Origin of the sequence: Streptomyces litmocidini (assembly GCF_014649755.1) — a bacterium.
In the GTDB taxonomy this organism is placed as follows: domain Bacteria; phylum Actinomycetota; class Actinomycetes; order Streptomycetales; family Streptomycetaceae; genus Streptomyces; species Streptomyces litmocidini.
Genome location: NZ_BMTQ01000013.1, coordinates 235,091 through 260,672, shown reverse-complemented (window position 1 = coordinate 260,672; position 25,582 = coordinate 235,091). Strand labels below are relative to the sequence as shown.

Genomic DNA, 25,582 nt, shown 5'->3' with positions numbered 1-25,582 from the left:
CCGGCCGAGCATGACCACCAGGAACGCCACGAGGACCCAGAAGGTCGACACCGAGGACGGCGAGCAGTGCGACGAGCAGGCCCTTCACCTCCCCTCACCGCGGGAGACCGTCCCGGCACCCCCGTCAGTCCCGCCGCACGACGCACAGGGCCCAGATGACGAAGGCGTACAGCGCGATCAGGATGATCGACCAGAACGGGTAGTACGGGATCGACAGGAAGTTCGCGATGATCAGCAGTCCCGCGATGCCGACGCCGACGACCCGGGCCCACGTGGCGCGGGCGAAGAGGCCGAAGCTGACGAGCAGGGCGATCACGCCGAGGATCAGCTGGATCCAGCCCCAGCTGGTCAGGTCGAACTTGAAGAGGTAGTTGGGCGTGGACACGTAGACGTCGTCATCGGCGATCGCCATGATGCCCCGCAGGACGTCCAGGACGCCGGCGATGAACAGCAGGACGGCGGCGAGCGTCGTCAGTCCGCCTGCCGCCCCCTCGGCCGCGTCCGAGTGATGGTGGAGCTTGGCCATGGGTCTTCCTCACTTCGTCGGTACGACGCAGCGCCGAGCGCTGCTCCACTGCTCCTTCGAGCATGCGGAGGCGGCCGGGGACCTGTGATCACCCGCGACGGGTGATGTCGGCGGGCCGGATCACTGGTGCGCTGAAGGCCCACGGACGGAGAGGGTCCGGAGATGAGCGGTGAAACCTGGACCGGTGTGGCGGTGGCGGGCGTCACCGCCGCGTACGCGCTCGGCTCGCGACGGCTCGCCTCGACACCGGTGTCCTCGGCGATGGTGTTCGTCGGCTGCGGGGTGCTCCTGGGACCCGCCGTGCTCGACGTCATCGATTTCGAGCGCGACGCAGGCCCGATCCTCACCCTGCTCGAGGCCGCCCTCGCCCTGATCCTGTTCACCGACGCCATGACCGTGCGCCCGCGGGACCTGCGGTCGGGCGGTTTCCTGCCGGGCCGCCTGCTCGGCATCGGACTGCCGTTGACCATCGGTGCGGGCTGGCTGCTGGCATGGCCCCTGCTGCCCGGCCTGACCGTCTGGGAGCTCGCCCTGGTCGGCGCCGTCCTGGCTCCGACGGACGCGGCCCTCGGCAAGACGGCCATGACGAGTCCACGGGTCCCGGCGCTCGTACGGAACGGACTCAACGTGGAGAGCGGACTGAACGACGGCATGGTGCTGCCCTTCTTCGTGCTCTTCCTGGCCGGCATTCCGGGCACGTCCGCCGCCGAGGAGGGGGCGGCGGGCGTGTTCTGGCGCGCGCTCGTGCTGAGCGCGGTGCTGGGCCTCCTGGTCGGCGCGGGCGGGGGCCGGCTGCTGGGAGCGGCACAGGCCCGGGGGTGGGTCTCGCGGGAGTGGGCGCAGCTCTTCGTCCCGGCGGCGGCCGCGGCGGCGTACACGCTGGCCGTCGTGGTGGACGGCAGCGGCTTCATCGCCGCCTGGGTCGCTGGATTCTCCTTCGGTCTCGCCCTGCGCCGCTCCCGGACCACCGGGGCGGCTGTCGGTCCGCAGGAGGGGTCCGGCCGCACCGCGGACTTCACCGAGCACCTCGGCGCCCTTCTGGCCTCGGTCAGCCTGCTCGTCTTCGGCGCGGTACTCCTCGGTCCGACGCTGGAGGACCTGAGCTGGCGGATCGTCGGCTACGCGCTACTCAGCCTCACCGTCGTCCGGATGCTGCCGGTGGCCGTCGCACTCGCCGGCAGCGGGCTCCGGCTGCCCACGGTGGTCTACATCGGGTGGTTCGGGCCGCGCGGTCTGGCGTCCGTCGTGCTGGGGCTGCTCGTTCTGGAGGAGCACGTCCACGGTACGGGGCTCCTGGGCAGGGTGGTCGCGGTCACCGTCGGCCTGAGCGTCCTCCTGCACGGCGTCTCGGCCATCGCCCTCGCCGACCGGTACGGCCGCTGGATCGAGCGGACCACGGCCGGAGGCAAGGAGCTGCGTGAGGGCGCCCCCGTTCCCGAGGCCGCCCGGCGACGCATCACCGCTCGATGACGCCGTACGCCTGCTCCACGGACGGTGTGGTGCTCCAGGAGCCTGTCACCCGAAACGGGTGAGGCGGAACGGGCCGTCCCTGGTGATGGTGGAAGTTGCGCCGGTGCAGAACTCGGGGCAGCGAGGAGAACCGTCATGGCCAAGCCGTTCAAAGGGAAGATCGCCCTCGACATCCGTGACGCAGAGCCGGACTGGGCGCCCTACCTCGCCCCGAAGGCGCCCGAGAACGCTCCGAACGTGCTGGTGATCGCGTGGGACGACGTCGGCTACGGGACGATGGACTGTTTCGGCGGTCCGGTGAGGACGCCGGCGATGTCGCGGATCGCCGACATGGGGGTGCGCTACTCGAACTTCCACACCACCGCGTTGTGCTCCCCGACCAGGGCCTCGCTGCTGACCGGCAGGAACGCGACGTCGAACGGGATGGCGACGATCGCCGAGTTCGGCTCCGGTTTCCCCGGCATCTCCACCCGCATCCCGTTCGAGAACGGCTTCATCTCGGAGGTGCTGGGCGAACGCGGCTACAACACCTACTGCATCGGCAAGTGGCACCTCACCCCCGGCGACGAGACCAACATGGCCGCGTACAAGGGCCGCTGGCCCCTGGGACGCGGCTTCGAGCGGTTCTACGGCTTCCTCGGCGGCGAGTCGAGCTGCTGGTACCCGGACCTGATCCACGACAACCACCCGGTCGACCCGCCGGCCACGCCCGAAGAGGGCTACCACATCGCCAAGGACTTCTCCGACAGGGCCATCGAGTTCATCCGCGACGCCAGGGCGGTCGACCCCGACAAGCCGTTCTTCATGTACCTCTCCCTCGACGCCGCCCACGCGCCGCACCACGTCTTCAAGGAGTGGGCCGACCGGTACGAGGGCGTGTTCGACGAAGGGTACGAGGCGATCCGGCCCGGGATCCTGCGACGTCAGAAGGACCTGGGCCTGCTGCCGGAGGACACCGGGCTCTCCGCGATCAATCCGCACGGGGAGCCCGCCGTGACCGGCCCGGACGGCCAGCTGTGGCCGGTGCTCGACACCGTCCGGCCCTGGGACGACCTCAGCGCCGACGAGCGACGGCTGTTCATCCGCATGGCCGAGGTCTTCGCCGGATACGTCTCGTACAGCGACGACCAGCTGGGCCGGGTGCTCGACTTCCTGGAGTCCGCCGGCGAGCTCGACAACACGATCATCGTGGCCGTCTCCGACAACGGGGCGAGCGGTGAGGGCGGCCCGAACGGGACGTTCAACGAGTGGCGGTTCTTCAACGGCATGGACACGCCGACCGCACTGTCCCTGGAACACATCGACGAGCTCGGCGGCCCGACCTCGTACAACCACTACAACACCGGCTGGGCCTGGGCGTTCGACACGCCGTTCCCGTACTGGAAGCGCTGGGCCGGTTACGAGGGCGGCGTGGCCGACATGTGCCTGGTCGCCTGGCCTGCGGGAATCGAGGCCCGGGGCGAGGTGCGCCGGCAGTACGTCCACGCGGTCGACGTCGTGCCCACCCTCTACGACCTGCTCGGCATCGAGCCGCCCGAAGTGATCAAGGGCTACCCGCAGAACCCCATCGAGGGCGAGAGCTTCAAAGCTTCGCTCACCGACCCCGACGCGCCGGGACGGCGGACCCAGTTCTACACGATGCTCGGACAGCGGTCCTTGTACCACGAAGGATGGCTGGCCTGCACGGTTCACCCGCCGCTGAGCGGCTGGGGCAACTTCGCGAACGACGTGTGGGAGCTCTACGACCTCACCACCGACCGCGCGCAGTCGACGGACCTGGCCGCCCGGGAACCGGAACGGCTGGAGACCCTCAAGAGCCTCTGGTACTACTACGCGGGCATCTACAACGGGCTACCGCTCGACGACCGCACCGCCCTGGAACAGGTACTGGCCGAGCGCCCGCACGGAAGCCCCGAACGCGACCGCTACGTGTACTTCCCGGGCTCCGCGGCGGTGCCCGAACAGTCCGGCGTCGTGACCAACGGCCGGTCGTACGCGATAGCGGCGGGAGTGGACGTCGAGTCGGCCGAAGCCGAGGGCGTTCTGTACGCCCACGGCGGCGTGGCGGGCGGTCACAGCCTCTACGTCAAGGACCACCGTCTGCACTACGCGTACAACTGGGTCGGCACCACCCTCCAGGTCGTGCACGCGGACCGGGAGATCCCGCCGGGCAAGCACGTGCTCACGGCCGAATTCGCGGCGAACGGACGCAGCAGCGACCCGGCCATGCCGGGTGCCGCGGGGACGCTCACCCTCTACATCGACGACCAGGAGGTGGGCAGCCAGGACATCACCACCCAGCCCGGCGCCTTCTGCGCCGTCGGGGACGGGATCTGCGTGGGCCGCGACGACGCCTCACCGGTCACACCCGACTACCAAGGGCCCTTCCCGTTCACCGGAGGCACGATCGACAAGGTCGTCGTCGACGTCTCCGGCGAACGCTACGTCGACCACGAAGCCCAGGTACGCGGCTGGTTCATGCTCGACTGACAGGACAACGCCCACACACGGAACCGGACGGACGGAGCCGGAACATGGCGGAACCAACGCAAGGGGCAGGTGCCGTGAACATCCCCGACGAGTCCGAGACCCCCCTACTCGACACCCTGGTCCAGATGACGCTCAACGCGTTCGAACGATCCGGTCTGGACCCCGAGACGTATCTGCTGACCCGCATCGCGGCGCTGGTGGCCATGGGCGCGTCCCCCGCCTCGTACCTGCTCAACGTCGGCGCCGCCGACGACATCGGCGTCCCCCCGGAGAAGATCCGGGGCACCCTCGTGGCCATCGCCCCCGTCGTCGGCACCGCCCGCGTGGTGACCGCCGCCGGCGGCATCGACGAAGCGTTCGGGCTGCGCCTGTTGCCCGGCGGAGGCGAGGAAGAAGGAGCGGTGACATGATTCTGGCCTACGACTACCCCGTCCTCGGAGCGTTCTGGACGGTCATGTGGATCTTCCTGTGGATCCTGTGGATCATCCTGCTCTTCCGGGTCATCGGCGACGTCTTCCGGGACGACACCCTCGGTGGGGGCGGCAAGACCGGATGGCTCGTCTTCGTGGTCCTGGTCCCCTTCCTCGGCGTGTTCGTCTACGTCCTGGCCCGGGGCAAGGGCATGGGCAAGCGCGAGGTGAAGCACGCCCAAGCCCGGCAGCAGGCCTTCGACGACTACGTCCGCGAGACCGCCGGCACCGGGTCCGGGAGCGAGGCCGATCAACTCGCCAAGCTCTCCGAGATGCGCGCCAAGGGCGACATCACCGACACCGAGTTCCAGCGGGCCAAGGAGAAGATCCTCCACTGACCGCCGGGACGTGGCGCCGCGCCGGCTGCTCGCAGCGGTCGGCGCAGCACCATGTGACGCCTCCTCAGGATCAGGCGGCCTCAGCGGGCAGCCGTCCGGCTTCGACGGCCTCGACGAGCGCCTGGTGATCCCGTTCGTTCTGGTCGGCGTACCGCTCGGCGAACGTCACCAGCGCCCGGTCGAACGCGTCGCCGCCGCCCAGATAGGAGGCGATGGCGATGCGGTCACCGGACCTGGCGTGGGCGCGGGCCAGCGTCGCGCCGCACAGGGCGCCGAACGTGCGCATGCCCCGCGGCACCATGTCCTCGGCCACCGCCACCCACTTCCAGTCCCGCAACTGCCTCACGTAGAAGTCCCGGCGCCGCCCGTCGATCCCGTCGACCCGCTCCCAGCCCAGGAAGATGTCGCTGGTGGCCTGCATCAGCCGCTGCCCGGAGACGACCCGCTCGCCCTGCGTCAGGTACGTGCTGGCCCCCACGTGGGGCGCCAGTACGGACTCGTCGGCCTCCTTGGCCTGGAGGAACAGGGGGTCCTCGCCGTCCCGGCCCAGCAGGAGCACGATCCAGCAGCGGGTGCCCACGCTGCCGACCCCCACGACCTTGCGTGCCATGTCGGCCACCCGGTACTGCTCCAGCAGGAACCTCCGGTCGGACTGAAGGGTCCTGCCGTAACGCTCGATCAGCCGGGTGATCTGCTGCTCCAGCCGCCCGCGCGACTCGTCCGGCAGCAGGTCCTCCAGAGGAGTGATGAGCGGCGGATCGGGTGTGATCCGGCGCTCGCCGTCGACGACACGGGTGAGCTTGTCGAAGACCTGGAGGGTGTCGTGCGAACGTGCCTTGGTGACCGCCTGCGCCCAGCGTTCACGGCCCCGCGCGGACAGGCCCGATCCGAACCGGCCCCGTACCCATGCCTCGTCGAACTGGGCGTACCAGACGGCCAGGTTGCCCATGCCGGCGAAGGCCCGCATGCTCTCGCGGTAGGAGCGCACGGTGGCCCGTACGATCCCGGCCCGCTCCTTGGTGCTGAAGCCGTTCGCCCGGCCTGCGATGACGAGACTGGAGGCCAGGCGCTTGACGTCCCACTCCCAGGGGCCCGGCAGCGTCTCGTCGAAGTCGTTGATGTCGAACATGAGCCGGCGCTCGGGCGAGGCCAGCAGCCGGAAGTTCAACATGTGGGCGTCGCCGCACAGCTGGGCCCGGAGCCCCGTCCTCGGTGTGTTCGCGAGGTCCGACGCCATGATGGCGGCGGCCCCCCGGTAGAACCGGAACGGCGACTCGGACATCCTTCCGTAGCGGATCGGCACGAGCTCGGGCAGCCGCGTCGCCGACTGCCGCTCGATGATCCCCAACGGATCCGGCCGCTCGGGACCCGGCGAGAACTCGGCGTGGCTGGAGCGGGGCACGGCGGCCCGCGCCTCCTTGCCCAGCGCGGCCCGCTCCCGTGCGGTGTAGTGCCGCAACTCGCGGCCGTCCGGGTGGTTCTCGGTCATACCAGCGGCTCCAGGGACGGACACGTGGCTCGGCGGGGCACTCGTGGCGAACGGGGTCAGGGGGCGGCGGCACCGGCCCGGGGCGGTGCCTCCGGTGCGGGGCCGCGGTCGTCCAGGAATTCGCGGATCGCGAAGCCCACCAGGACGATCACCGCGGTCCACACCACGACCGCCGTCGTCGGGTAGCTCCAGGTGAACAGCACGACCGCGGCGACCACCAGGATGGCCACCCCGATCCAGCGCTTGAAACGATGGACGAACCGCCCGACCGCGCCGAGACGAAGCCCCGCCGACGTCGTCACGTCGCGCAGGGCGCCGATGCTTCTGCGGCAGCCGGTGCGCGTGAGGACGGCGATACGGGACGGGCCCGCGAGGAAGGCGCCGACGGCGGTGAAGAGGGCGACCGCGGCGAGCGCCCGCACACCGGCCCTCAGGAACTTCACCAGGGCGTCGTACACGGTTCCCGCCGCGGCCTGGGACGCCCCGGGGGGCAGGTGGTCGAGGTAGACGTCACGGGCGACGGTGAGGCCGATCCCGAGAACCAGCATGGCGACGAAGACGGCCAGCGCGGCCCCGATGAGCGCATGCCTGCGGTTGAACGCCACGTACACCCCGGCGGCCGCGACCAGCAGCGCGATGACGGGCAGCCAGCCGCCGAGGATCTCCAGCACCCTCACGTAGGTCTTGATCTTGCCGACATCCTGCGACGCGAACACCACGAAGTCCGTGTGGACGGCCGGGATCTTCGCAGCGGGTGCGAAGCCTGCGTCGACCAGCTGGTCCTTCACCTGGGCGACGATCGGACCGAGGTCGATGACGACCTGGTTGTTCTTCAGCTCGACCGCGCTGTCGGATCGGCCCGTCAGTGCTTTGTCCAGCGCCGTGTGCGCCCTGCGGTTGGCGTCCACCCAGACCGTCTGGAAGGCACTGCTGGTGACCACCCGCTCCACCGTGTTGTGCACCAGTTGCTTGAGACCGTTCGCGATCGGGGTGTCCAGGTCGCCCAGCAGCTTGGACACCCGTGGCGGGGCGCCCTTCTCTGCTGCGGCGTCCGTCAGTTGCTTGACCAAGGCGTCCACGTCGACCTGCGCCAGCACCGCGTCGGTGACCCGGTTGGTGACCGCCTGCTGCACGTCGGGATCGCTCGCCAGCGGTCCGACGGTGGCGACGTAGCGGTCCGTGTCCTCGACAATGCTGTTCGCCCACACCGCGACGACGGACAGCAGCGACAACAGCGCGGCGAAAAGGATCAGCACGACCGAGCCGAGCGAGCGGAACGGGTGATGACGTGGGGGACGTGCCGGCCCGGCACCCTCCAGGGCGTTCACCCGCTGTCGCAGATCGGCCAGCTCGCTGCGCTCCGTGGCCGAGAGCCGCTCGTCACCGTTGTCGCTCATGGCCACCAGCAGATCCGTACGGCGTACGGCCCGCGACCCGGGCGAACCAGGCGGGTGAACGGCGTACCGGGGCGCGACGGCGGTGCCCCGATGGCGGGGGCGACGTCGTCACCAAAACGGTCAGGGGCCGTTCCAGATTGCTCTGAAACGGCCCCTGATCTGCGACTCTTTCGAGTCGGGACGACAGGATTTGAACCTGCGACCCCTTGACCCCCAGTCAAGTGCGCTACCAAGCTGCGCCACGTCCCGATACCCGTCTGACCTGGGGTTTCCCCTGGCCGAACGCGCATGAGAACAATACCGCACTTTCCCCGGTGGTCACGCACGCCTTTCCGGACGCCCGGGCGGGTGCGCACCGGTGAAGGGGTGTCACTCTCCGTGACGCTCCTCTGCGCCTCCGCGCCTCGGCGCGCGCCCGCGCGTCCGTTCCGGCGGGGCGGGAGGAGGAGCCGAGGGGCGAGGAGGGATGCCGCCCGGACGGAGGGAGGGAGGGAGGTGTTCCGGAATGTCTCCCATCCCGCGAGGAAGGGGCCGACGGGATGGTACGGGCGCTTTCATCACGTTGTGTCCCCATCCTCGCCTCCATGGATGCATGGCGGAAAGACGCCCATGGAGAAAGAGGCCCGGACCCGGTCGAGAGGGCCAAGACCACACGAAACACAGTCAGATTCGATCGTCAACCGCTCCTGTTTCGGACAAACTTCATGGCGATATTGATCCGTTCTGGAAAGATCAACACCATGAATGGGTCGGCCTGTTCGGGACGGGACCACTGCCGATGCTCCACCTGTTCGGACAAACCGCCGAGCAGGCATTTCGCAGGTGAGGACTCGGATGGACAGCTACTTCAGCAGCCGACTGCATCATGAGCTCAGGAAGACGGTCCGTGACTTCGCGGAGCGTGAGGTCCGGCCCCGGATAGCCGAGATGGAGGAGTCCCGGACGGTCCACCACGAGCTGTCCCGCATGATCGCAGAGCAGGGCTGGCTGGGCGCGACAATCAGCCAGGAGTACGGCGGCATGGGCGCCGGCCACCTGGCCAAGACGATCATCATCGAGGAGCTCTCCCGGGTCAGCGGCGCCATGGGCGCCATGGTCCAGGCCTCCCAGCTGGGCACCGCCAAGATCGTCCACTTCGGCAGCGACGAGCAGCGCAAGACCTGGCTCCCGGAGATCGCCGCCGGCGCCTGCCTGCCGACCATCGCGGTCACCGAGCCCGAGTCCGGCGGTCACGTCCTCGGCATGAGCGCCAGCGCGGTCCGGGACGGCGACGACTACGTCCTCAACGGCAGCAAGGTCTACGTGGGCAACAGCCACGTCGGCGATCTGCACGGCGTCGTGGTCAGGACCGGTCCGGGCTCGAAGGGACTCACCGCATTCCTGGTCGAATCCGACCGCCCGGGGTTCAGGACCGGTCCCCAGCAGCAGGCGATGGGCCTCCACGGCTTCAGCTTCGGCGAGCTGATCTTCGAGAACTGCCGGGTGCCGGCCGCCAACCGGCTCGGCGACGAGGGCGACGGGCTCGCCGTCGCGTACTCCTCCAGCGTGCTGTACGGACGGGCCAACCTCACCGCCGTCTCGCTCGGCATCCACCAGGCGATCCTGGAGGAGACCACGCGCTTCGCCTCCGAGCGCATCCGCTACGGCAAGCCGCTCCACGACCTGCCCACGGTCAAGCTGAAGCTGGGGCAGATGCAGTCCCGGCTGATGACCGCCCGGCTGGCCGCGTACCACGCCGTGCACCTGCTCGACCAGGGGCTCTCCTGCGACACCGAGCTGATGAACGCCAAGCTCGTCAACGTCGAGTCGGCGATCGACTCCGGTCGCAACGCCATGGAGATCCACGCCGCCGCCGGCCTCTTCACGGACCGGGCCATCGAGCGCTACCTCCGGGACGCCCACCACATCTTCGCCCCGGCCGGCACCTCCGACATCCAGCTGCTGCGGCTGGCCGAGGTCGCCCTCGGCCAGGACAAGGGCAGCTGGTCGGAGCGCCTGTCCGAACTGGTCCGCACTCCGGAGCCGGAGTTCCTGCACGTCTGATCCCACCCCCACGGGCCGGGGGCCCCGGTACGGCAGCGGCCGTACCGGGGCCCCCGGCTGTCGTCGGACGGTGACGGTCAGTACCTGCCGTCCTCACGGCGGTGGATCTGCTCCATGAGCTCCATCGCCATCGACTTGATCGTCTCCAGACCGGCACGCCCCCACGGCCGGACGTCGGTGTCGACCACGCAGATGGTGCCCAGGGCGACACCGGTGCGGTCGATCAGCGGCGCCCCCATGTAGGACCGGATGCCGATCTCGTCCACGACCGGGTTGCCCGCGAAGCGCGGGTAGTCGCAGACGTCCTCCAGGACGAGCGCCTTGCGCCGCACCACGACGTGCGGGCAGTAGCCGTGGTCGCGGGCCATGAAGCGGCCGACACCACCGCCCGCGGCGGCCGCGCCCAGGTCGCTGCCGGAGTGGGTGCCCTCGGGGGTGTGCAGCCCCGCGAAGAACTGCCGGTTCTCGTCGATGAAGTTGACCATCGAGAACGGGGCGCCGGTCACCTCGGCGAGCCGGTGGGCGAAGTCGTCGAACGCCGGGTCCGGCCGCTCCCCGAGACCGAGTTCGCGCAGCCGCTGCACGCGGGCGGGCGCCTCCTTGTCGATGGGGGTCAGCAGGAGGTGACCGGTCGGGTCGTAGGTCATGGCGTGGCTCCGTAGCTCGGCACGGTGTCCGGAATGGTGGTGAGCAGATGCTGGACGAGGGTCAGCAGGGTGCGGATGCCGGAGCTGGAGATCCGGGCGTCGCAGTTGACGACCGGCACCTCCGGCTTGAGGTCGAGGGCGGTCCGTACCTCGTCCGGTTCGTAGCGATGGGCGCCGTCGAACTCGTTGACCGCCACGATGAACTGGATGCCCCGCCGCTCGAAGAAGTCCACGGCGGAGAAGCACTCCTGGAGCCTGCGGGTGTCGGCCAGGACGACCGCCCCGAGCGCACCCTCGGAGAGTTCGTCCCACATGAACCAGAAGCGCTCCTGGCCCGGGGTGCCGAAGAGGTACAGGACGTGGCGGTCGTCGAGCGTGATGCGGCCGAAGTCCATGGCGACGGTGGTGGTCGTCTTGGACTCCACGCCCTCCAGGCTGTCGGTGGCCGCGCTGACCGAGGTGAGCAGTTCCTCGGTGCTCAGCGGTTCGATCTCGCTGACCGCGCCCACGAGGGTCGTCTTGCCGACGCCGAATCCGCCCGCCACCAGGATCTTCAGCGCGGTGGGAAAGGGATCGGTCGCGAAACCGTCGTGGCGCTCAGAGCCGTTGTCGTAGGCCATCGAGCACTGCCTCCAGCAAGGAACGGTCGGTGGGATTGGCGTGGAAGCGGGGCGCCCGGGCGGTCAGCGCCCCGCAGTCCACGAGGTCGGAGAGCAGGACCTTGGTCACGACGGCCGGAAGCCGTAAGTGCGCCGCGATCTCGGCCACCGAGGTGGGCCCGTCGCACAGCCCGAGGGCCAGGCTGTGCTCGGGACCCATGTGAGCCTGGGGGGTCGAACCGGTCGCCATCACCATGGACAGCAGGTCCAGGGCGGTGGTGGGCTTGGTCCGGCCGCCGCTCACGGTGTACGGGCGGATCAGCCGCCCGGCCGCGTCGTCGAGCCAGGGTCCTTCCTGATGGGACGTCACGTCTACTGCCCGCGCCCGCCGACCACGCCGGCGGCCTGCCTGGCGGGGGTGACCAGGTACGGCCGGACGCTCTTGACGAGCATCGCCATCTCGTAGCCGAGGACGGCGGCGTCCGCCTCCCGCCCGGCGAGGACGGCCAGGCACGTGCCGGAGCCCGCGGTGGAGACGAACAGGAGGGTGGAGTCGAGCTCCACGACCACCTGGCGGACCTCTCCGCCGTCACCGAAGCGGGCGCCCGCGCTGCGGCCGAGCGAGTACAGCCCGGAGGCGAGGGCCGCCATGTGGTCGGCGGCGTCGGGGTCGAGGCCGTGCACGGATTTCACGAGACCGTCGGAGGAGAGCAGGACGGCGTTGCGGGTGTACGGGACCCGCTGGACCAGTCCGCTGAGCAGCCAGTCGAGGTCCGAGGAATGGCCGGTCGGCACATTGCTCGCCATGGTGATCTACTCCTTGTGCGCGTCGCCGGGACGCTGCGATTCGTGGGGGGCGGGCTGGGATTCGGCGAGGCCGATGCCGCGCTGGAACGCGGCCATCAGACCCGGGTCGTGCAGGGCGTGCTCCTCGGTCTTCCGGACCACGGGCTCGTCCCGCAGCTGCGGGACGAGGTGCTCCTGCGCACGCCTCTTGGGGAGCAGGGGCCTGCCGTCGGCCTCGGCGCGGGGGGCCGGGGGGAGCGGTGAGAGCAGGTGGTCCGGCGGTCCGGCGGACCCGGCGCCGACCGGCCCGTCCGGCATCGCGGGGGCGGGACCGGTGTCTCCGTACCCGCCCGACCGCTCGCTCGTACGGAGGTACGGGTGCGAGCCGGGCACGGGGGCCTCCTCGTGACGGACGGCGGCCCGCTCCGGGGTGGGCGAGGGTGCGGGTGCGGACTGCGGTACGGGAGCGGTGGGAGCCGCCGTCCCGTTCGCACCGGACGGCGCGGGCGCCTGGGCGTGGCCGGCGGCATGGCCCGTGGCCTGCGGCGCGACCGGGGCCGGCGTCTGGTGCGGCAGGGGGGCCTGGCTCTGGGCCGGGACGTGGCCGGGCACGGGGGCCGGGGGCTGGACCGGGGCGTGGCCCGGGGCCTGCGCCGTGACGGCGGCCGCGGGCCGGGCCTGCGGCTGCATCTGCACCTGGTCGGGCGGGATCGCCGCGGAGCCGGCGGTCGCGGCGGTCTGGCGCTCGTGCTGCGCGAGGCCCTCGGGGTCGGAGCCGAGGAGGCCCTGCGGGAGGACGAGGACGGCCTGCACACCGCCGTAGATGTTGGACTGGAGGCGCACGGCGATGCCGTGCCGGCGGGCGAGCGCCGAGACGACGAAGAGTCCGATGCGGCCGTCCTGGAGCAGGTGCGCGACGTTGACCTGGTCGGGGTCGGCGAGCAGGGCGTTCATCTTGTTCTGCTCGGTGACGGGCATGCCCAGGCCCCGGTCCTCGACCTCGATCGCGAGGCCCGCCGTGACGTACTGGGCGCGCAGCAGCACCGTGGTGTGCGGTGCGGAGAACAGCGTCGCGTTCTCGACGAGTTCGGCGAGGAGGTGGATGACGTCGGCCACGGCATGGCCCCGGAGCGTACCGTCGATCGGGGGCACGAGCTTCACGCGCGGGTACTGCTCGACCTCGGCGATGGAGGAGCGCAGCACCTCGGTCATGGTGACCGGGTTCGACCACTGGCGGCGGGAGATGGCGCCGCCGAGCACGGCGAGGTTCTCGGCGTGGCGGCGGATGCGGGTGGCCAGGTGGTCGACGTGGAACAGGCCCTTGAGCAGTTCCGGGTCCTCGACCTCGTTCTCCAGCTCGTCGAGGAGCTGGATCTCGCGGTGGACCAGGGACTGCAGGCGCCGGGCGAGGTTGACGAAGACCTCGACCTTCTGTTCGTTGCCGACGCTGCTGGAGAGCCGGGAGGCCTGCACGACGGCCGCCACGGCGGCTTCGTGCGAGCGCGTCAACTCGTGCGAGAGGAGGTCGAACTCGTCGCCGGAGGCGGGGGCGGTCGGCTGCGCCGGCCGTGCCGGCGGGGCCTCTCCCCTGCGCAGCTGCTCGACGACCGCCCGGAGTTCGCTCTGCCCCCGGGCGCTGGTGCGGCGCAGGGAGTTGCAGCGGTCGAGGACGGCCTTGGCCGCCCGGTCGGCGCCGAGCGCGGCGGCCGTCACGGAGGCGATGGTGAGGGCGGCGGCGCCGGTGAGCGCGGCCCAGAGGCCGGGACTCGGGCTGGCTCCCGTGGACCGGATGGTGAAGAGGACGGCCGCCGCGCCGCCCAGGGCCACCGCGACGGCGGGAAGTACGGAGGTGCGCAGGAGTTGGGGGCGTATGCGGGCTTCGGCGGGGAGCGGTGCGGAGGCCTGCGCCGGGGGGTTGCTGTGGGTACCGGTGGCGGAGCGGGCGCCTGGCCGGCCGTGCCGCCCGCCCTCGCGTCGTTCGGACCGCGAGGCGGGTGCGCGAAGTTGAGACATGAGTGTCCTTGGTACGTGCCCAGGAGTCGGCGTACTGCGGGAGTGTGTGTTCTGCAGGGGGTGTACGGGGGGAGGTGTTCTACAGACGTTCGATGAGCCTACCGATGATCATCAGCCACACACTGTAGTCGTCAACCGTTCATGTGCGGTGCGCAGTTGACAAACTTACCCGTAGACCGGCCCGCTCTGGTATCGACCCCCGTACGACCGGCCGAGAATGATCGGCCGAAACTCGACGCCACGGCTGGACGGGGGCGTCGGAGAACGGGAACGGAAGAGCCCGGAAGTGCCCCCGCGCCACCCCCCTGGCGGAAAACACCTCCTACCGGAATGCGCCGGAGGCGACGCGGCTCCTCGACCGGCACTCCTCCCCTCCGGGGCGAACGCGGTCTCCGGTCCGCCCCGCCCGCGCCCCCGCCGGGCCCCCCGGCAGCCCCTCCGGCCCACGGATCGCCCGCGCCGCCGGGCTCCGGACCCGGTCGGGCGGTGACGGTCGGTGAGAGCGGGGACCCGACGGGGCAACACCGCCCCGGGCAGTCGTGACGGCCGCGGACACGTTATGTTCGGGGTCATGGAGCACCACGATCCGTCGGAGAACGAGATCCAGCTCAAAGCCATCGCGGCGCTCACGGCTCTGCGCGGTGGCGTCGGAGCGGACTACGTCTCCGAGCTGCTCGGCGAGGTCATCCCGACGGCGTTCCTCGTCCCCGACACCGGCGATCCGGCCGAGATCGGCTCCGCCGTGCTCGACCAGCTCTCCGCACCGCTGAGCGCCCTGATCAACGGATTCGTGCTGGCCTTCGAGCAGCTGGCGGACGCCTACGACCGTACGGAGCCCGAGGCGCCCACCGACGCCGTCCTGCAGTCGCTCGCACTGGCCCTCGCGCGCGAGCAGGACTGATCCCGCCGCCTGCCGGCGGGGCCCGTCACGCCGCCGCGAGCGGGCGACCGGAGCGGTCGAGGGTGAACAGCGCGCCGTCGGGGTCCCGGAGCGTCACCTGACGGCCGCCGCCCCACTCCGGGCCGGTGACCGTGCCGCCGCCGTGTTCCAGCGCCCGTGCGACCGCCCCGTCGAGATCCGGGACCCTGAAGTGGACCAGCCAGCGGGGCCGCAGCTGCGGTTTCGGCGCCGCCTCTTCGACGGGCCCGCTGTTCAGCCTGGCGACAGGCCGGCCGCGCCGCCGCAGCACGACCTGGTCCTCCTCGTACGAGGTGTCGCAGGCGCTGTCGCCGTCGGCACCCCGGCCCCACCCCAGCACCTCGCCGTAGAACAGCGCCGCGTCGAACGCGTTGCCCGTGTGGAGCTCCAGCCAGGCCGGGGACTCGGCCGCACCGACGCTCCACCCGGCCAGGACGCCCCCGTCCCAGACGCCGAAGACCGCTCCCTCCCGGTCCGCCACCAGCGCGGCCCGGCCGCTCGGCGGGTACGACACCGGGCCCACCCCGACCGTCCCGCCCCGCTCCCGGATCCGGGCCACGGCCGCATCGGCGTCATCGACGGCGAAGTACGGGGTCCAGGCCACCGGCACGCCGAAGTCACCCGCCACGGCCCCGATGCCGGCGACGGGCACTCCGTCGGCCTCGGCCACCGAGAAGGCCCGCCCGAAGCTGCCCGGGCGAAAGGTCCAGCCCAGCACGGCTTCGTAGAACCGCTCCGCCGCCCCACGGTCGCGCGCTGCCAGACTCAGCCAGCAGGGCGCGCCGATCGCGTCCGCTGCCACCAGCACCACGGGAGTCCCCTTCCGCGCGTCTCCGAAGCCCCCGCCAGGGCGTACGGGAGCACTCACCTGTGACCATGCCCCCCGGCACGCCCTCTACGCGGCCCTGCCGGGGCCGGGCCCGGACGCCCGGGGCCGCTGTGGCGGGGTCGTGGGTGACGTCGGCGGAACGCGGCCACGGCCCGCGCACGACGGCGAACCGAAAGGGACGGAACCGGGACGACCAGACATCCCGGGCAAGGGCGTGCCGGAAAGCACGGGGGCGTGTTCGGCCCTCGGCCGTTCGGAGGGACACCGTCCCCGACGGCGCGAAGGACGGCGCCTCCGGGCCAACGGTTCCGTGACGCGGAAGTCCCTCGCGGACGAGCGGACGAGCGGACAAGCGGACCGATGGCACCGGCCCGGCCCGGCCGGAGGACGGCCGTGGCGTCCTCCCTCGGTCACGGCGAGGGCACGGAGGGAGGCGGCGGCCGTGGCGCGCCTGCTGGTGCGGAACGACGACGCGGTCGTACGGCCGTCGGGCGAGAGGCGCTCCTCGCCCGGCGGAAAGAGATGCGGACGCCCCTCGCGGACGTGCGCGGGGCGGGGCGAGACGGACTGGTGGCACACCTCGCGGGGCACCGCGGGGCACGGGCGCCGACGACCGGAACGCTTCTGCCCGGGCACGTGGCGGCATGCGGGCGGCACGGACTTCGTCGCCGTACACGCTCCCGGCCCGGTGGCCGTGGTCGATCTGTTCCCCGGCCGCCGTTTCGCCCGCCCCTCCGTCTCCGCCGCCGCCCCGGAGCGCACGGGCACCGTGCGGGCCGTGCGGCTCGCGGCGCGGCGGGCGCGGGAGGCGACAGGTCCGTCCGGCGGCGCACGGCGGCACGAGCCGTCATGAGACGGAGGAGGAGGCGGAAGGGCGTCCCGCCGAGCCGTCGCCCGGCCGGCGGGACGTCCGTTCGTCCGTTTCGCGCCGCGAGCGTCAGCGGCCCGAGGCGCGGGTACGCGGGGTACGCGGGTACGCGGGTACGCGGGTACGCGGGTACGCGGGTACGCGGGTACGCGGGTACGCGGGTACGCGGGTACGCGGAGGGAGCTTCGCGAGGGCCCGCGGGTGCGGTCCGCCGCTGTCCGGCGCCCTCGGCACACGGTCACGCCCTTCGGGCGGGAGGCGCTCCGGCGTCGGCGACCCCGGCAGGACCGTCCCCGGCCGCTGTCACCTGTCGCCCGCGAGGTCGAGGTCACCGCTCCGCGTCTCCCCGGCCGTGACCTCGACGCTCCGGGGCCGGCGCCACGGGCGTGCGACCGGACGGGACACCGCCCGCCACCACGACTCGCCGGGCAGCTTCCCCGCAGGCTCGAACGGCTCGCCGGGGAGGGGGAAGGCCACCGCCTGGCCGGCTTCCTCTGCCGCGTCCCGCGTCCACTCCCCCGGCTCCGCCCAGGCGTGCGGGGCGAGGTTGAAGGTGCCCCAGTGGATCGGCAGCAGCACACCGCCCGGAGCGCCGCCCTGGAGGTCCAGGTGGGCCCGCATGCCCTCGGCCGGAGTCATGTGGATGTCGGTCCAGAACTCCGAGTAGGCGCCGATCTGGATCATGGTGGCGTCGAAGGGGCCGTGGGCGGCGCCGATGTCCTTGAAGCCGGAGAAGTAGCCGGTGTCGCCGCTGTGGAAGATCCGGTGGACCGGCCCCCGCACCGCCCAGGAGGCCCAGAGCGTGTGCTGCTTGTTGCGCAGGCCGCGGCCGCAGAAGTGCCGCGCCGGGGTGGCCGTGAGCCGGAGCTCGCCGACCTCGGTGGACTCGTTCCAGTCCAGCTCGCGCAGCCGGGAGGCGGGCACGCCCCAGCGTTCGAGGTGCGCGCCGACGCCGAGCGGCACCGCGAAGAGCGTGTCCGTGGTGGCCAGGGCCTTGATCGTCGGCAGGTCGAGGTGGTCGTAGTGGTCGTGCGAGATCACGACGACGTCGACCGGGCCGAGCTCGGCGAGCGGCACGGGCACCGGGTGGAGCCGCTTGGGGCCGGCGAAGGGGAACGGCGAGCAGCGGTCGCCCCAGACCGGGTCGAAGAGGACCCGGTGGCCGTCGATCTCCGCGAGGACGCCGGAGTGTCCCATCCAGGTCAGGCGCAGGCCGGTGGCCGGGGGCCCGGCCAGGTCGGCGAGGGTGGTGGGATGGACGGGGATCGTCCCGGTGGGGACGCGGCGCGCGCGCCCCTCCTTCTCGAAGTAGATCTTGGCGAACTCGATGCCGGACCCGGAGGGACCGCGTCGTGCCGGTTCGGGGTTCTGGAAGATCCCGTCCTTGAAGTTCGGCGAACGGCGGATCCGGGCGAGGCGCGCACCCGTGGGTTCCGCGCCGAAGGACTCGGGGCGCAGCTCGCGCAGCCGGGCCCGTGGCGAACGGTCGGAGCCGGTACCGGTCACAGGACCTCCTGATCTCTGGGGGTCGTTCCATTATGGGCGCCCCGCGCCGGGGACGGCCGGGCCGGTCGCCCTACCGAACCGCCGTTCAGTACGACCTCGGCCCTCCGCGGTCTGGAGGTCCTTCCGTGAACGCCGCTCCCCTGCTGTCCGTCGACCGGGCCGACCACGCGACCGGGCGCCGGGGCCACCTGGTGACCGGCCGGCCGGCCGAGGGCCGGCGGCCGCGGATCGGGGGCTGGGCCGTCGCGCTCCGCGGCCTCCCTCTCCCGCACCACGACGCTCCGCCGGGCGGACACGGCCCTCGCCCGTGAACCGGACCTCCCGGACCAGGACCCGTCGGCCGCAGACCGGGACGCCGGGACCGGGGCCGAGGCCGGGGTCGAGGCCGGAGCCGGGGCCGGGGCCGCAGAGCAGGGCGCCTCGTCCGGGGCCGGTTCTCCTCAGACGAGCTCGTAGACCGCCGAGACCGTGACCTGCTCCTCGATCTCGCCCGGCGCCAGAGGAACGGTCGGTTCGTCCGCCGAGACCTCGGGGGCCGCGCCGGGGCCGGGGCGTACGGACTCGCCCTCGCTCAGCGAGACGAGCCGGCCGAGTCGGTGGCCGCTGAGCCGGGCGTGCTGCGCTGCCTTGTCGTACGCGTCCTGGTAGGCGGCCTCGCGGGCCTTCGCGCGCAGCGCGGACGGGTCGGCGACGTCGAAGACGACGCCGTTGATCCGGCCCGCGTCCTTCTTGGCGTCGTTGACCGCGCCGATGACCTGGCCGGTCCTGTCGAGGTCGCGGACCTTCACGGAGAAGGACTGACCCGCCTGATAGCCGGTCACCTTGCTGTCCCCCTCCTTGTTCTGGGTGTAGACCGGAGTGAGCGAGAGGTTGTCGGTGCGGATGTCCCGGTCGGCGATCCCCTGTCCGTGCAGCACGTCGAGCACCCTCTCGGCGGCGGTGGTCTGCGCCGCCATCGCCGCCTTCGCCGTCGGGCGGGTGGCCTCGACCCCGACGGACAGGATCGCCAGGTCGGGCGCGGCGGACGCGCGGCCGTTGCCGGTGACGGTGACGGTGGCCGGGGCGGTCTCCCGGACGGTGGTGCGGAGGGCGGTCCGCTCGGGCGCGGCGGCCAGGGCGGGGGCCGCGGTGCCGGCGAGGAGGCCACCGAGCACGGCGGTGGCGGCGAGCAGTCTGGCGGTACGGGCGGCGCTGGGCCGGCGGGTCGTCACAGGCGGTCCTTTCGGGAGGTGGGTGCCGGGGCTCCGGCGGGCACATCCCAGCACCCGGCGCCGCCGCCTCCCGCGCGCCACTCCTGACCGGCGGCTCCCTTCACCTCTCCGCACCAACCGCGGCCGGATCCCGGGCGTGCGCTCAGGTCTGGACGAGCGGCTCGTACTCCTCGGGCCGCAGGCCGAAGGTCCAGGCGACGCCCTCCCGCGCGGTCCGGGTCCTGGGCGGCACCCGCAGCCAGTACGTGCGGTGGGTGCCGTCCGGCTCGGGCGTGGAGTTGACGACCTCGACCATCACGACGTCCTCGTCGTCGGCGAGTGCGATCCGCCAGAGGACACCCGTCTCGTCGCTGTGCTCGTGCCGGGCCCCCGAGGCGGCGAGGTACCGGTCGTAGCCGTGGTACTCCAGCATCACGCGCCGCAGTTCGGCGTTCTCCTCCTCGCGTATCCGCTCGGGGGTGAGGTCGGTGAGACCGGCGAGGAAGTCGGCGGAGACCCGCAGGCCCCGCCAGGCGTGGAGGGCGAACCCGTCACGGAAGGCGAGTGCGGGACCGTCGCCCCGGTCGAGGCGTCCCGCCTCGTCCCGGTGGAGCTCGACGGGTCGCTCGCAGAGCACGGCGGCGTTCTCGTACGGCCACCACCACCCGGCGTGCTCGGCGACGGCGGCGAGGCCCGCGAGGCGCTCCCCGTGCCCGTCGAAGGCGGCGAGCCAGGCGGCGTCGTGCTGGCCGAGCACCGCGTCGAGCAGCACGAGACGCACGTCGCCCTCCCCGGCGCCCTCCTCCGCCTCCTCGACGGCCTCCGCCACCGCCGCGCGTATCCGGTCGACGAGGGCCCGCGTGAGGTCCCAGAGCGGCGCCCCCGTCGCCTGCCAGTGGCCCGCCCAGCCGGCCGGGCCGAGTGCGTCGTGGAGGCGACGGCGCTCCTCGGCCCACGGCCGGGTGCGCACCTCGTCCCGCACCGAACGGCCCGTGCCCGTCAGGCCCCGGAGGAGCGTGACGGCCGCGAGCGGCGAGTCCGCCCAGAGGATCCGCTCGGGCCCGGCGAGGCCCGCCGAGCGGTAGGCGAGCCGGACGCCGGCCTCGGCGGCGGCCCGGTCGGCGGGTCCGGTGGCGGCGGCGACGGCCCGCCACTTGTCGGCGGCGGTGGTGCGGTTCATCTCGGTGTCCTCCCTGTCCTTCCCTGCTTCTCCGGCGGATGCTTCTCCGGCGGACATCAGTCCGCGACGATCCGGTACGCGCCGGGCACGTACTCCCGCTGCCGCACCACCCGGTACCAGCCCTTGGGAAGGGGTATCGGCGCGTGTTCCTCGTGCACCACCCGTCCGCCCTCGGGCAGTTCGAGCAGGAGCGGGCCGAGGGGCCCCGGCTCCCGCACGAGCCGGCCGGGGCCGGGGACCGCGTGGGCGTGTCCGGTGACCTCGCCGAGGGCGAGGACCAGGCGGCCCCGGCCGTCCCTCGGCTCCCCCGCCGCCTCCTTCACCCGCTCCGGAACGGCCGCCTCCGCGACGGGCGCGATCAGCACGTCTCCCTGCCGGTACATGGCTCTCCCTCCCCGTCCGGCGCCTGTGGCCGAACACGAGAACGACGCTAGGACCCGGCACTGACAATCGGTCGGGAGGCGACCCGGCGAGGCGCGTTGTCGGTGCCGCTTGGTAGAACTCTCTCCATCAGCCGAGCCCCTCGACCGTCGTCTGGAGCCCCGTCATGACCGTTGGCAGCCACCTTCAGGAATTCCACGGCCTGCCCGTGTTCGACTTTCCGGGTGCGGACGCGCGGGTCGAGCTGCCGGCGGCGGACTCGGTCGCCTGGCGGATCTCCGCCCCGACGTACTCCGATCCCGGTGACGAGCTGTGGGGGCCGCAGTTCGAGCGGTTCCTGAAGACGGTCGACACGGGCCGGGTGCGCGCGCTGGTCGTCGGCGGCTGGGACGAGGCCTACGAGAACTCCTCCGCGGACATCGTCACCGCGCTGATCGGCGCCAACGATCGGCTGACGGCCCTGGAGGCGGTCTTCCTCGGTGACATGACCGGCGAGGACTGCGAGATCTCGTGGATCATCCAGTCGGACGTGACGCCGCTCCTCGCCGCCTACCCGGCCCTCCGGGAGTTCGGCGTGCGCGGTGGCTCGGAGCTGGCCTTCCCGTCGGTCCGGCACACCGGTCTGGAGACCCTGGTCGTGGAGACCGGCGGCCTGGGCGCCGAGGTGGTGCGGGGGATCGCGGGCAGCGACCTGCCCGCCCTGGAGAAGCTGGAACTCTGGCTCGGCACCGACGAGTACGGCGGTGACAGCACCCCCGAGGACCTGGCGCCGCTCCTCGCCGGCACGGCCTTCCCCGCCCTGCGCAGTCTGGGCCTGTGCGACAGCGCGATCCAGGACGCCGTGGCCGCGGCCGTCGCGGGCGCGCCCGTCGTCGCGCGCCTGGAGCGGCTCGACCTGTCCATGGGCGTGCTCACCGACGAGGGCGCGGCGGCCCTTCTCGACGGGCAGCCGCTGACCCATCTCGCCCACCTCGACCTCTCCCACCACTACCTGTCGGAGGCGATGTGCGAGCGGGTCCGCGCCGCACTCGTCCCGTACGGCGTGACCGTCGACCTCGGTGACGCGCAGGTCGGCGAGGACGACGGCGACGGGGACGTCTGGCGCTACGTCGCGGTCGCCGAATGACCTCCGGCCCGCGCCTCGTGGTCGTCGGCGATCCGGCGGGCCGCCGCGTCGCGTTCTTCCAGGACGCGCTGCGGGCCGCCGGGCTGCCCGGGGCGCGGGCGGTGTCCTGGCCGGAGGTGCTCCGGGGCCGGGCGCGGTTCGCCGTCGGGGAGACCGTGCGTCTCGACTCGCCCGGCGAGGACCCGGAGGCCGACGGGCTGCTGCGCGGGGTCGACGATCCGGCCCGGGTCGAGGGCACGGGCCGCTGGTACGGACGGTTCACCGCCGCCGTGGCGGACCTCGCCCGCTCCGTCGCGGAGGCGGGCGCCGTCCTCGTCGACGACCCCGCCGAACTCGCGGTCCTGTTCGACAAGAGGCTGAGCCACGGCCGGCTCCGGGCGGCCGGGGTCCCGGTGCCCGACTCCCCGACCTCGGGCCCCGGCGCCCCGGTCGTACGTGACTGGGCGGACGTCAGGGCGCTGACCGCGGAGGCGGGCATGCGCCGGGTGTTCGTGAAGCTCGCGCACGGCTCCTCCGCGTCGGGGGTGCTGGCGGTGGAGACGAACGGCGCGGGCCGGGTCCAGGCCACCACCTCGGTGGAGCGCGGAGCCGACGGACGCCTCTTCAACTCCCTGCGGGTGCGGCGCTACACGGGCGAGCACGAGGTCGCCGCGATCGTGGACGCCCTCGCCCCCGACGGCCTGCACGTCGAGCGCTGGCTGCCGAAGGCGACCCAGGACGGCCGGGCGGCCGACCTTCGGGTGGTGGTGGTCGACGGGCGGGCCACCCATGCCGTGCTCCGCACCAGCCGTTCCCCCATGACCAACCTGCACCTGGGCGGTGCCCGGGGCGACCTGGACGCCGCGCGGGCGGCGATCGCCTCGGCCGGTGGCCGGTGGGCGGACGCGCTCGCGGTCTGCGAGCGGGCCGCCGCCGTCTTCCCGGGCACCCGGTGCGTGGGGGTCGACCTGCTGCCCACGACCGGCTGGCGCCGGTTCGCCGTGGGCGAGGTGAACGCCTTCGGCGATCTGCTGCCCGGCCTCACGGGCCTGCCCGGCAGCGGCGCCGAGGGACTCGACACGTACGCGGCGCAGGTCGCGGCGCAGTTCCGGAGCGCGTCCGGCGTCCCCCGCACCCCCATGAACCTCCCCCGCACCACAGGAACGAGCACCCCGTGAACCAGCCCGACATGAACGCGATCGTCGGCAGCCACGATCTGCTCCTGGTCACCCTCGACACCCTCCGGTACGACGTGGCCGCCGAGCTGGCGGCCGAGGGCCGCATCCCGAACCTGGCCCGTCACCTCCCCGGCGGAGTCTGGGAGCGGCGGCACGCGCCAGGAAGCTTCACGTACGCCTCCCACCAGGCGATCTTCGCCGGATTCCTGCCGACCCCCGCGGCCCGGGGCCCCCATCCGCGGCTGTTCGCGGCCCGCTTCGCGGGCAGCGAGTCGACGGCGGACGGCACGTGGGTCCACGACACCCCGGACTTCGTCTCCGCGCTGGCGGCCGAGGGCTACCGGACGGTGTGCGTGGGCGGGGTGGGCTTCTTCAACAAGCGGCCGCCCCTGGGCTCCGTGCTCCCCGGCCTGTTCCGGGAGAGCCACTGGGAGCCCTCCTTCGGCGTCGCCTCCCCGACGTCCTTCGAGTCCCAGGTCGCGTGCGCCGAGGAGGTCGTCGCCGGCCTCCCCCGCGAGGAGCGCCTCTTCCTCTTCGTGAACGTGTCGGCGCTGCACCAGCCCAACTGGTTCCATCTGCCGGGGGCGACCCGCGAGGCGGGCGACTCTCGGGAGACGCACGCGGCCGCCCTGGAGTACGTCGACCGGCACGTCGGGCGGCTCTTCGCCGCGATGAGCAGCCGCCGCCCCTGTTTCGCGATCGTCTGCTCCGACCACGGCACCGCGTACGGGGAGGACGGCTTCACCGGGCACCGGCTCGGCCACGAGGTCGTGTGGACCGTGCCGTACGCGCAGTTCGTCCTGGCCGGCCCCGAGGGCGGGGCGGCATGAGCGACGTCCCCCGTCCGTACCGGAGCTACGTCTACGCCTATCCGCACAAGACGGCGTACCGCGCGCTCCCCGAGCGCCCGGAGCTGGCCGCGCTCTGGGCCGGGGAGCCGAAGGACGCGCTCTCCCTGTACGCGCACATACCGTTCTGCGAGGTCCGCTGCGGCTTCTGCAACCTCTTCACCCGGATCGGCGCCCCGGACGGGCTGACCACCCGTTACCTCGACGCGCTCGACCGGCAGGCCGCCACCGTCCGCGAGGCCCTGGGGGACGCGTCGCCGGTGCGGTTCGCCACGGCCGCGTTCGGCGGCGGCACGCCCACCTTCCTCACCGCCGCCGAGCTGGAGCGGCTCTGCGACATCGCGGAGGAGCGGATGGGCGTGGACCTGCGGGCGGTGCCGCTCTCCGTGGAGACCTCGCCCTCGACCGCGACCGCCGACCGGCTCGCGCTGCTCGCGGACCGGGGCGCGACGCGGCTCAGCATCGGCGTGCAGAGCTTCGTGGAGGCCGAGGCGCGGGCGGCGGTCCGGCCGCAGCGCCGCGCGGACGTCGAGGCGGCGCTCGGCCGGATCCGGGACACGGGCGTGCCCGTGCTCAACATCGACCTGATCTACGGCATCGACGGGCAGACGGAGCGGTCCTGGCGGGTCTCGCTCGACGCGGCCCTCGCCTGGCGGCCCGAGGAGCTGTACCTCTACCCGTTGTACGTGCGCCCGCTCACCGGTCTCGGCCGGATCCAGGATCCGGCGGCCGCCGACCGGGAGTGGGACGAGTCGCGGCTACGGCTGTACCGGTACGGCCGGGACCACCTCCTGGCGCACGGCTACGAGCAGGTGTCGATGCGGATGTTCCGCCGCGCGGACGCGGGCCCCGCGGGGCCGGACGACTACGCCTGCCAGACGGACGGCATGATCGGTCTGGGCTGCGGTGCCCGCTCGTACACCTCGGCCCTGCACTACTCCTTCGACTACGCCGTCGACATGCGGGAGATCCGCTCGATCATCGACGCGTACACGGAGACGGAGGACTTCTCCCGCGCCGAGGTGGGCCGGGCGGTGGACGGGGACGAGGCGCGTCGCCGGCATCTGCTCCAGTCGCTGCTGCAGGCCGAGGGCATGCCGGTCGCCGGGTACGAGGAGCGGTTCGGGTCCTCGCCGTTCGCGGACTTCGGCCCGGAGCTCGCCCGGTTCGAGGAGTACGGCTGGATCGCGGACGCCCCGGCGGGGCTGCTGCGGCTGTCGCCCGAGGGGCTCGCGCACTCCGACGGGCTCGGCCCCGAGCTCTTCTCCCCCGTCGTGCGGGCCGCGATGGCCGCGTACGAGGCGAAGTAG

The 25,582-nt window shown here is 72.6% G+C and carries 24 protein-coding genes and 1 tRNA gene; 11 read left to right on the top strand and 14 right to left on the bottom strand.

Features of this window, described 5'->3' with window-relative positions; all coding sequences use genetic code 11:
* Positions 1–124: 124 nt before the first annotated feature.
* Positions 125–526 carry a DUF7144 family membrane protein gene (locus IE180_RS26295; protein WP_190159421.1) on the bottom strand — a complete coding sequence of 134 codons (402 nt, stop codon included), beginning with the start codon at positions 524–526 and terminating at the stop codon, positions 125–127.
* A 162-nt stretch (positions 527–688) separates the two neighbouring features.
* Here IE180_RS26295 and IE180_RS26290 point away from each other — a divergent pair, with 162 nt between their 5' ends.
* From IE180_RS26290 to IE180_RS26275, 4 genes are all read left to right on the top strand, one after another.
* Positions 689–1,996 (top strand): cation:proton antiporter domain-containing protein, encoded by a 1,308-nt coding sequence (locus IE180_RS26290; protein WP_190159420.1) that lies wholly within the window; start codon positions 689–691, stop codon positions 1,994–1,996.
* A gap of 135 nt (positions 1,997–2,131) precedes the next feature.
* Positions 2,132–4,486, top strand: a complete 2,355-nt coding sequence (locus IE180_RS26285; RefSeq protein ID WP_190159419.1) for an arylsulfatase — start codon at positions 2,132–2,134, stop codon at positions 4,484–4,486.
* A 74-nt stretch (positions 4,487–4,560) separates the two neighbouring features.
* Positions 4,561–4,896, top strand: coding sequence for a carboxymuconolactone decarboxylase family protein (locus tag IE180_RS26280; RefSeq protein WP_229860880.1), 336 nt, complete (start codon positions 4,561–4,563; stop codon positions 4,894–4,896).
* Positions 4,893–5,294 (top strand): SHOCT domain-containing protein, encoded by a 402-nt coding sequence (locus IE180_RS26275; protein WP_190159417.1) that lies wholly within the window; start codon positions 4,893–4,895, stop codon positions 5,292–5,294. Before IE180_RS26280 ends, IE180_RS26275 begins: the two co-directional genes overlap by 4 nt.
* Positions 5,295–5,364: 70 nt before the next feature.
* Here IE180_RS26275 and IE180_RS26270 read toward each other — a convergent pair whose 3' ends face one another.
* The 3 genes from IE180_RS26270 to IE180_RS26260 form a co-directional block, all read right to left on the bottom strand.
* Positions 5,365–6,783: a DUF2252 domain-containing protein gene (locus IE180_RS26270; protein WP_190159416.1), complete on the bottom strand. Its 1,419-nt coding sequence runs from the start codon at positions 6,781–6,783 to the stop codon at positions 5,365–5,367.
* A gap of 56 nt (positions 6,784–6,839) precedes the next feature.
* Positions 6,840–8,180, bottom strand: coding sequence for a hypothetical protein (locus IE180_RS26265; RefSeq protein WP_229860877.1), 1,341 nt, complete (start codon positions 8,178–8,180; stop codon positions 6,840–6,842).
* 175 nt (positions 8,181–8,355) lie between these two features.
* Positions 8,356–8,429 (bottom strand) — tRNA-Pro (locus tag IE180_RS26260).
* Positions 8,430–9,014: 585 nt separating this feature from the next.
* On the opposite strand from IE180_RS26260, the gene IE180_RS26255 reads away from it, so the two are divergent.
* Positions 9,015–10,223 (top strand): acyl-CoA dehydrogenase family protein, encoded by a 1,209-nt coding sequence (locus tag IE180_RS26255; protein WP_190159415.1) that lies wholly within the window; start codon positions 9,015–9,017, stop codon positions 10,221–10,223.
* A gap of 77 nt (positions 10,224–10,300) precedes the next feature.
* Here IE180_RS26255 and IE180_RS26250 read toward each other — a convergent pair whose 3' ends face one another.
* Genes IE180_RS26250 through IE180_RS26230 form a run of 5 tightly spaced genes read right to left on the bottom strand, consistent with a single transcriptional unit; the run spans position 10,301 to position 14,268 of the window.
* Positions 10,301–10,870, bottom strand: a complete 570-nt coding sequence (locus tag IE180_RS26250; RefSeq protein ID WP_190159414.1) for a GAF domain-containing protein — start codon at positions 10,868–10,870, stop codon at positions 10,301–10,303.
* On the bottom strand, positions 10,867–11,490 hold the full coding sequence (locus tag IE180_RS26245) for a GTP-binding protein (RefSeq protein ID WP_190159413.1): 624 nt from the start codon (positions 11,488–11,490) through the stop codon (positions 10,867–10,869). The genes IE180_RS26250 and IE180_RS26245 overlap by 4 nt, the downstream gene beginning before the upstream one ends.
* Positions 11,468–11,839 (bottom strand): DUF742 domain-containing protein, encoded by a 372-nt coding sequence (locus IE180_RS26240; RefSeq protein WP_189806647.1) that lies wholly within the window; start codon positions 11,837–11,839, stop codon positions 11,468–11,470. Before IE180_RS26240 ends, IE180_RS26245 begins: the two co-directional genes overlap by 23 nt.
* 2 nt (positions 11,840–11,841) lie before the next feature.
* Complete coding sequence (locus IE180_RS26235) at positions 11,842–12,276, bottom strand: roadblock/LC7 domain-containing protein (protein ID WP_190159412.1); 435 nt, start codon at positions 12,274–12,276, stop codon at positions 11,842–11,844.
* A 6-nt stretch (positions 12,277–12,282) separates the two neighbouring features.
* Complete coding sequence (locus tag IE180_RS26230; RefSeq protein ID WP_190159411.1) at positions 12,283–14,268, bottom strand: ATP-binding protein; 1,986 nt, start codon at positions 14,266–14,268, stop codon at positions 12,283–12,285.
* A gap of 571 nt (positions 14,269–14,839) precedes the next feature.
* Here IE180_RS26230 and IE180_RS26225 point away from each other — a divergent pair.
* A complete protein-coding gene (locus IE180_RS26225) occupies positions 14,840–15,169 on the top strand; it encodes a hypothetical protein (RefSeq protein ID WP_190159410.1) in 330 nt (109 codons plus the stop codon).
* 25 nt (positions 15,170–15,194) lie between these two features.
* Here the strand turns inward: IE180_RS26225 and IE180_RS26220 are convergent, their stop codons facing one another.
* Together IE180_RS26220 and IE180_RS26215 are read right to left on the bottom strand one after the other, a co-directional pair.
* Complete coding sequence (locus tag IE180_RS26220; protein WP_190159451.1) at positions 15,195–15,995, bottom strand: VOC family protein; 801 nt, start codon at positions 15,993–15,995, stop codon at positions 15,195–15,197.
* A 1,192-nt stretch (positions 15,996–17,187) separates the two neighbouring features.
* Positions 17,188–18,390 (bottom strand): MBL fold metallo-hydrolase, encoded by a 1,203-nt coding sequence (locus IE180_RS26215; protein ID WP_190159409.1) that lies wholly within the window; start codon positions 18,388–18,390, stop codon positions 17,188–17,190.
* 125 nt (positions 18,391–18,515) lie between these two features.
* Here IE180_RS26215 and IE180_RS26210 point away from each other — a divergent pair, with 125 nt between their 5' ends.
* Entirely contained in the window at positions 18,516–18,701 is a 186-nt protein-coding gene (locus IE180_RS26210; protein ID WP_190159408.1) for a hypothetical protein, read from the top strand.
* Between the two features lie 129 nt (positions 18,702–18,830).
* Here IE180_RS26210 and IE180_RS26205 read toward each other — a convergent pair whose 3' ends face one another.
* The 3 genes from IE180_RS26205 to IE180_RS26195 all read right to left on the bottom strand — a co-directional run bounded on the left by IE180_RS26205 (position 18,831) and on the right by IE180_RS26195 (position 21,143).
* Entirely contained in the window at positions 18,831–19,601 is a 771-nt protein-coding gene (locus IE180_RS26205; protein ID WP_190159407.1) for an SIMPL domain-containing protein, read from the bottom strand.
* A gap of 142 nt (positions 19,602–19,743) precedes the next feature.
* Positions 19,744–20,760 carry a DUF6745 domain-containing protein gene (locus IE180_RS26200; protein ID WP_190159406.1) on the bottom strand — a complete coding sequence of 339 codons (1,017 nt, stop codon included), beginning with the start codon at positions 20,758–20,760 and terminating at the stop codon, positions 19,744–19,746.
* Positions 20,761–20,816: 56 nt separating this feature from the next.
* The gene (locus IE180_RS26195) at positions 20,817–21,143 is read right to left on the bottom strand and encodes a DUF8820 family protein (protein ID WP_190159405.1); all 327 of its coding nucleotides are present in this window, start codon (positions 21,141–21,143) and stop codon (positions 20,817–20,819) included.
* Between the two features lie 164 nt (positions 21,144–21,307).
* On the opposite strand from IE180_RS26195, the gene IE180_RS26190 reads away from it, so the two are divergent.
* Genes IE180_RS26190 through IE180_RS26175 form a run of 4 tightly spaced genes read left to right on the top strand, consistent with a single transcriptional unit; the run spans position 21,308 to position 25,582 of the window.
* On the top strand, positions 21,308–22,267 hold the full coding sequence (locus IE180_RS26190) for an STM4015 family protein (protein WP_190159404.1): 960 nt from the start codon (positions 21,308–21,310) through the stop codon (positions 22,265–22,267).
* Positions 22,264–23,424: an STM4014 family protein gene (locus IE180_RS26185; protein ID WP_190159403.1), complete on the top strand. Its 1,161-nt coding sequence runs from the start codon at positions 22,264–22,266 to the stop codon at positions 23,422–23,424. Before IE180_RS26190 ends, IE180_RS26185 begins: the two co-directional genes overlap by 4 nt.
* Before the next feature lie 11 nt (positions 23,425–23,435).
* Positions 23,436–24,254, top strand: coding sequence for an STM4013/SEN3800 family hydrolase (locus tag IE180_RS26180; RefSeq protein ID WP_190159450.1), 819 nt, complete (start codon positions 23,436–23,438; stop codon positions 24,252–24,254).
* The gene (locus tag IE180_RS26175) at positions 24,251–25,582 is read left to right on the top strand and encodes an STM4012 family radical SAM protein (RefSeq protein WP_190159402.1); all 1,332 of its coding nucleotides are present in this window, start codon (positions 24,251–24,253) and stop codon (positions 25,580–25,582) included. Before IE180_RS26180 ends, IE180_RS26175 begins: the two co-directional genes overlap by 4 nt.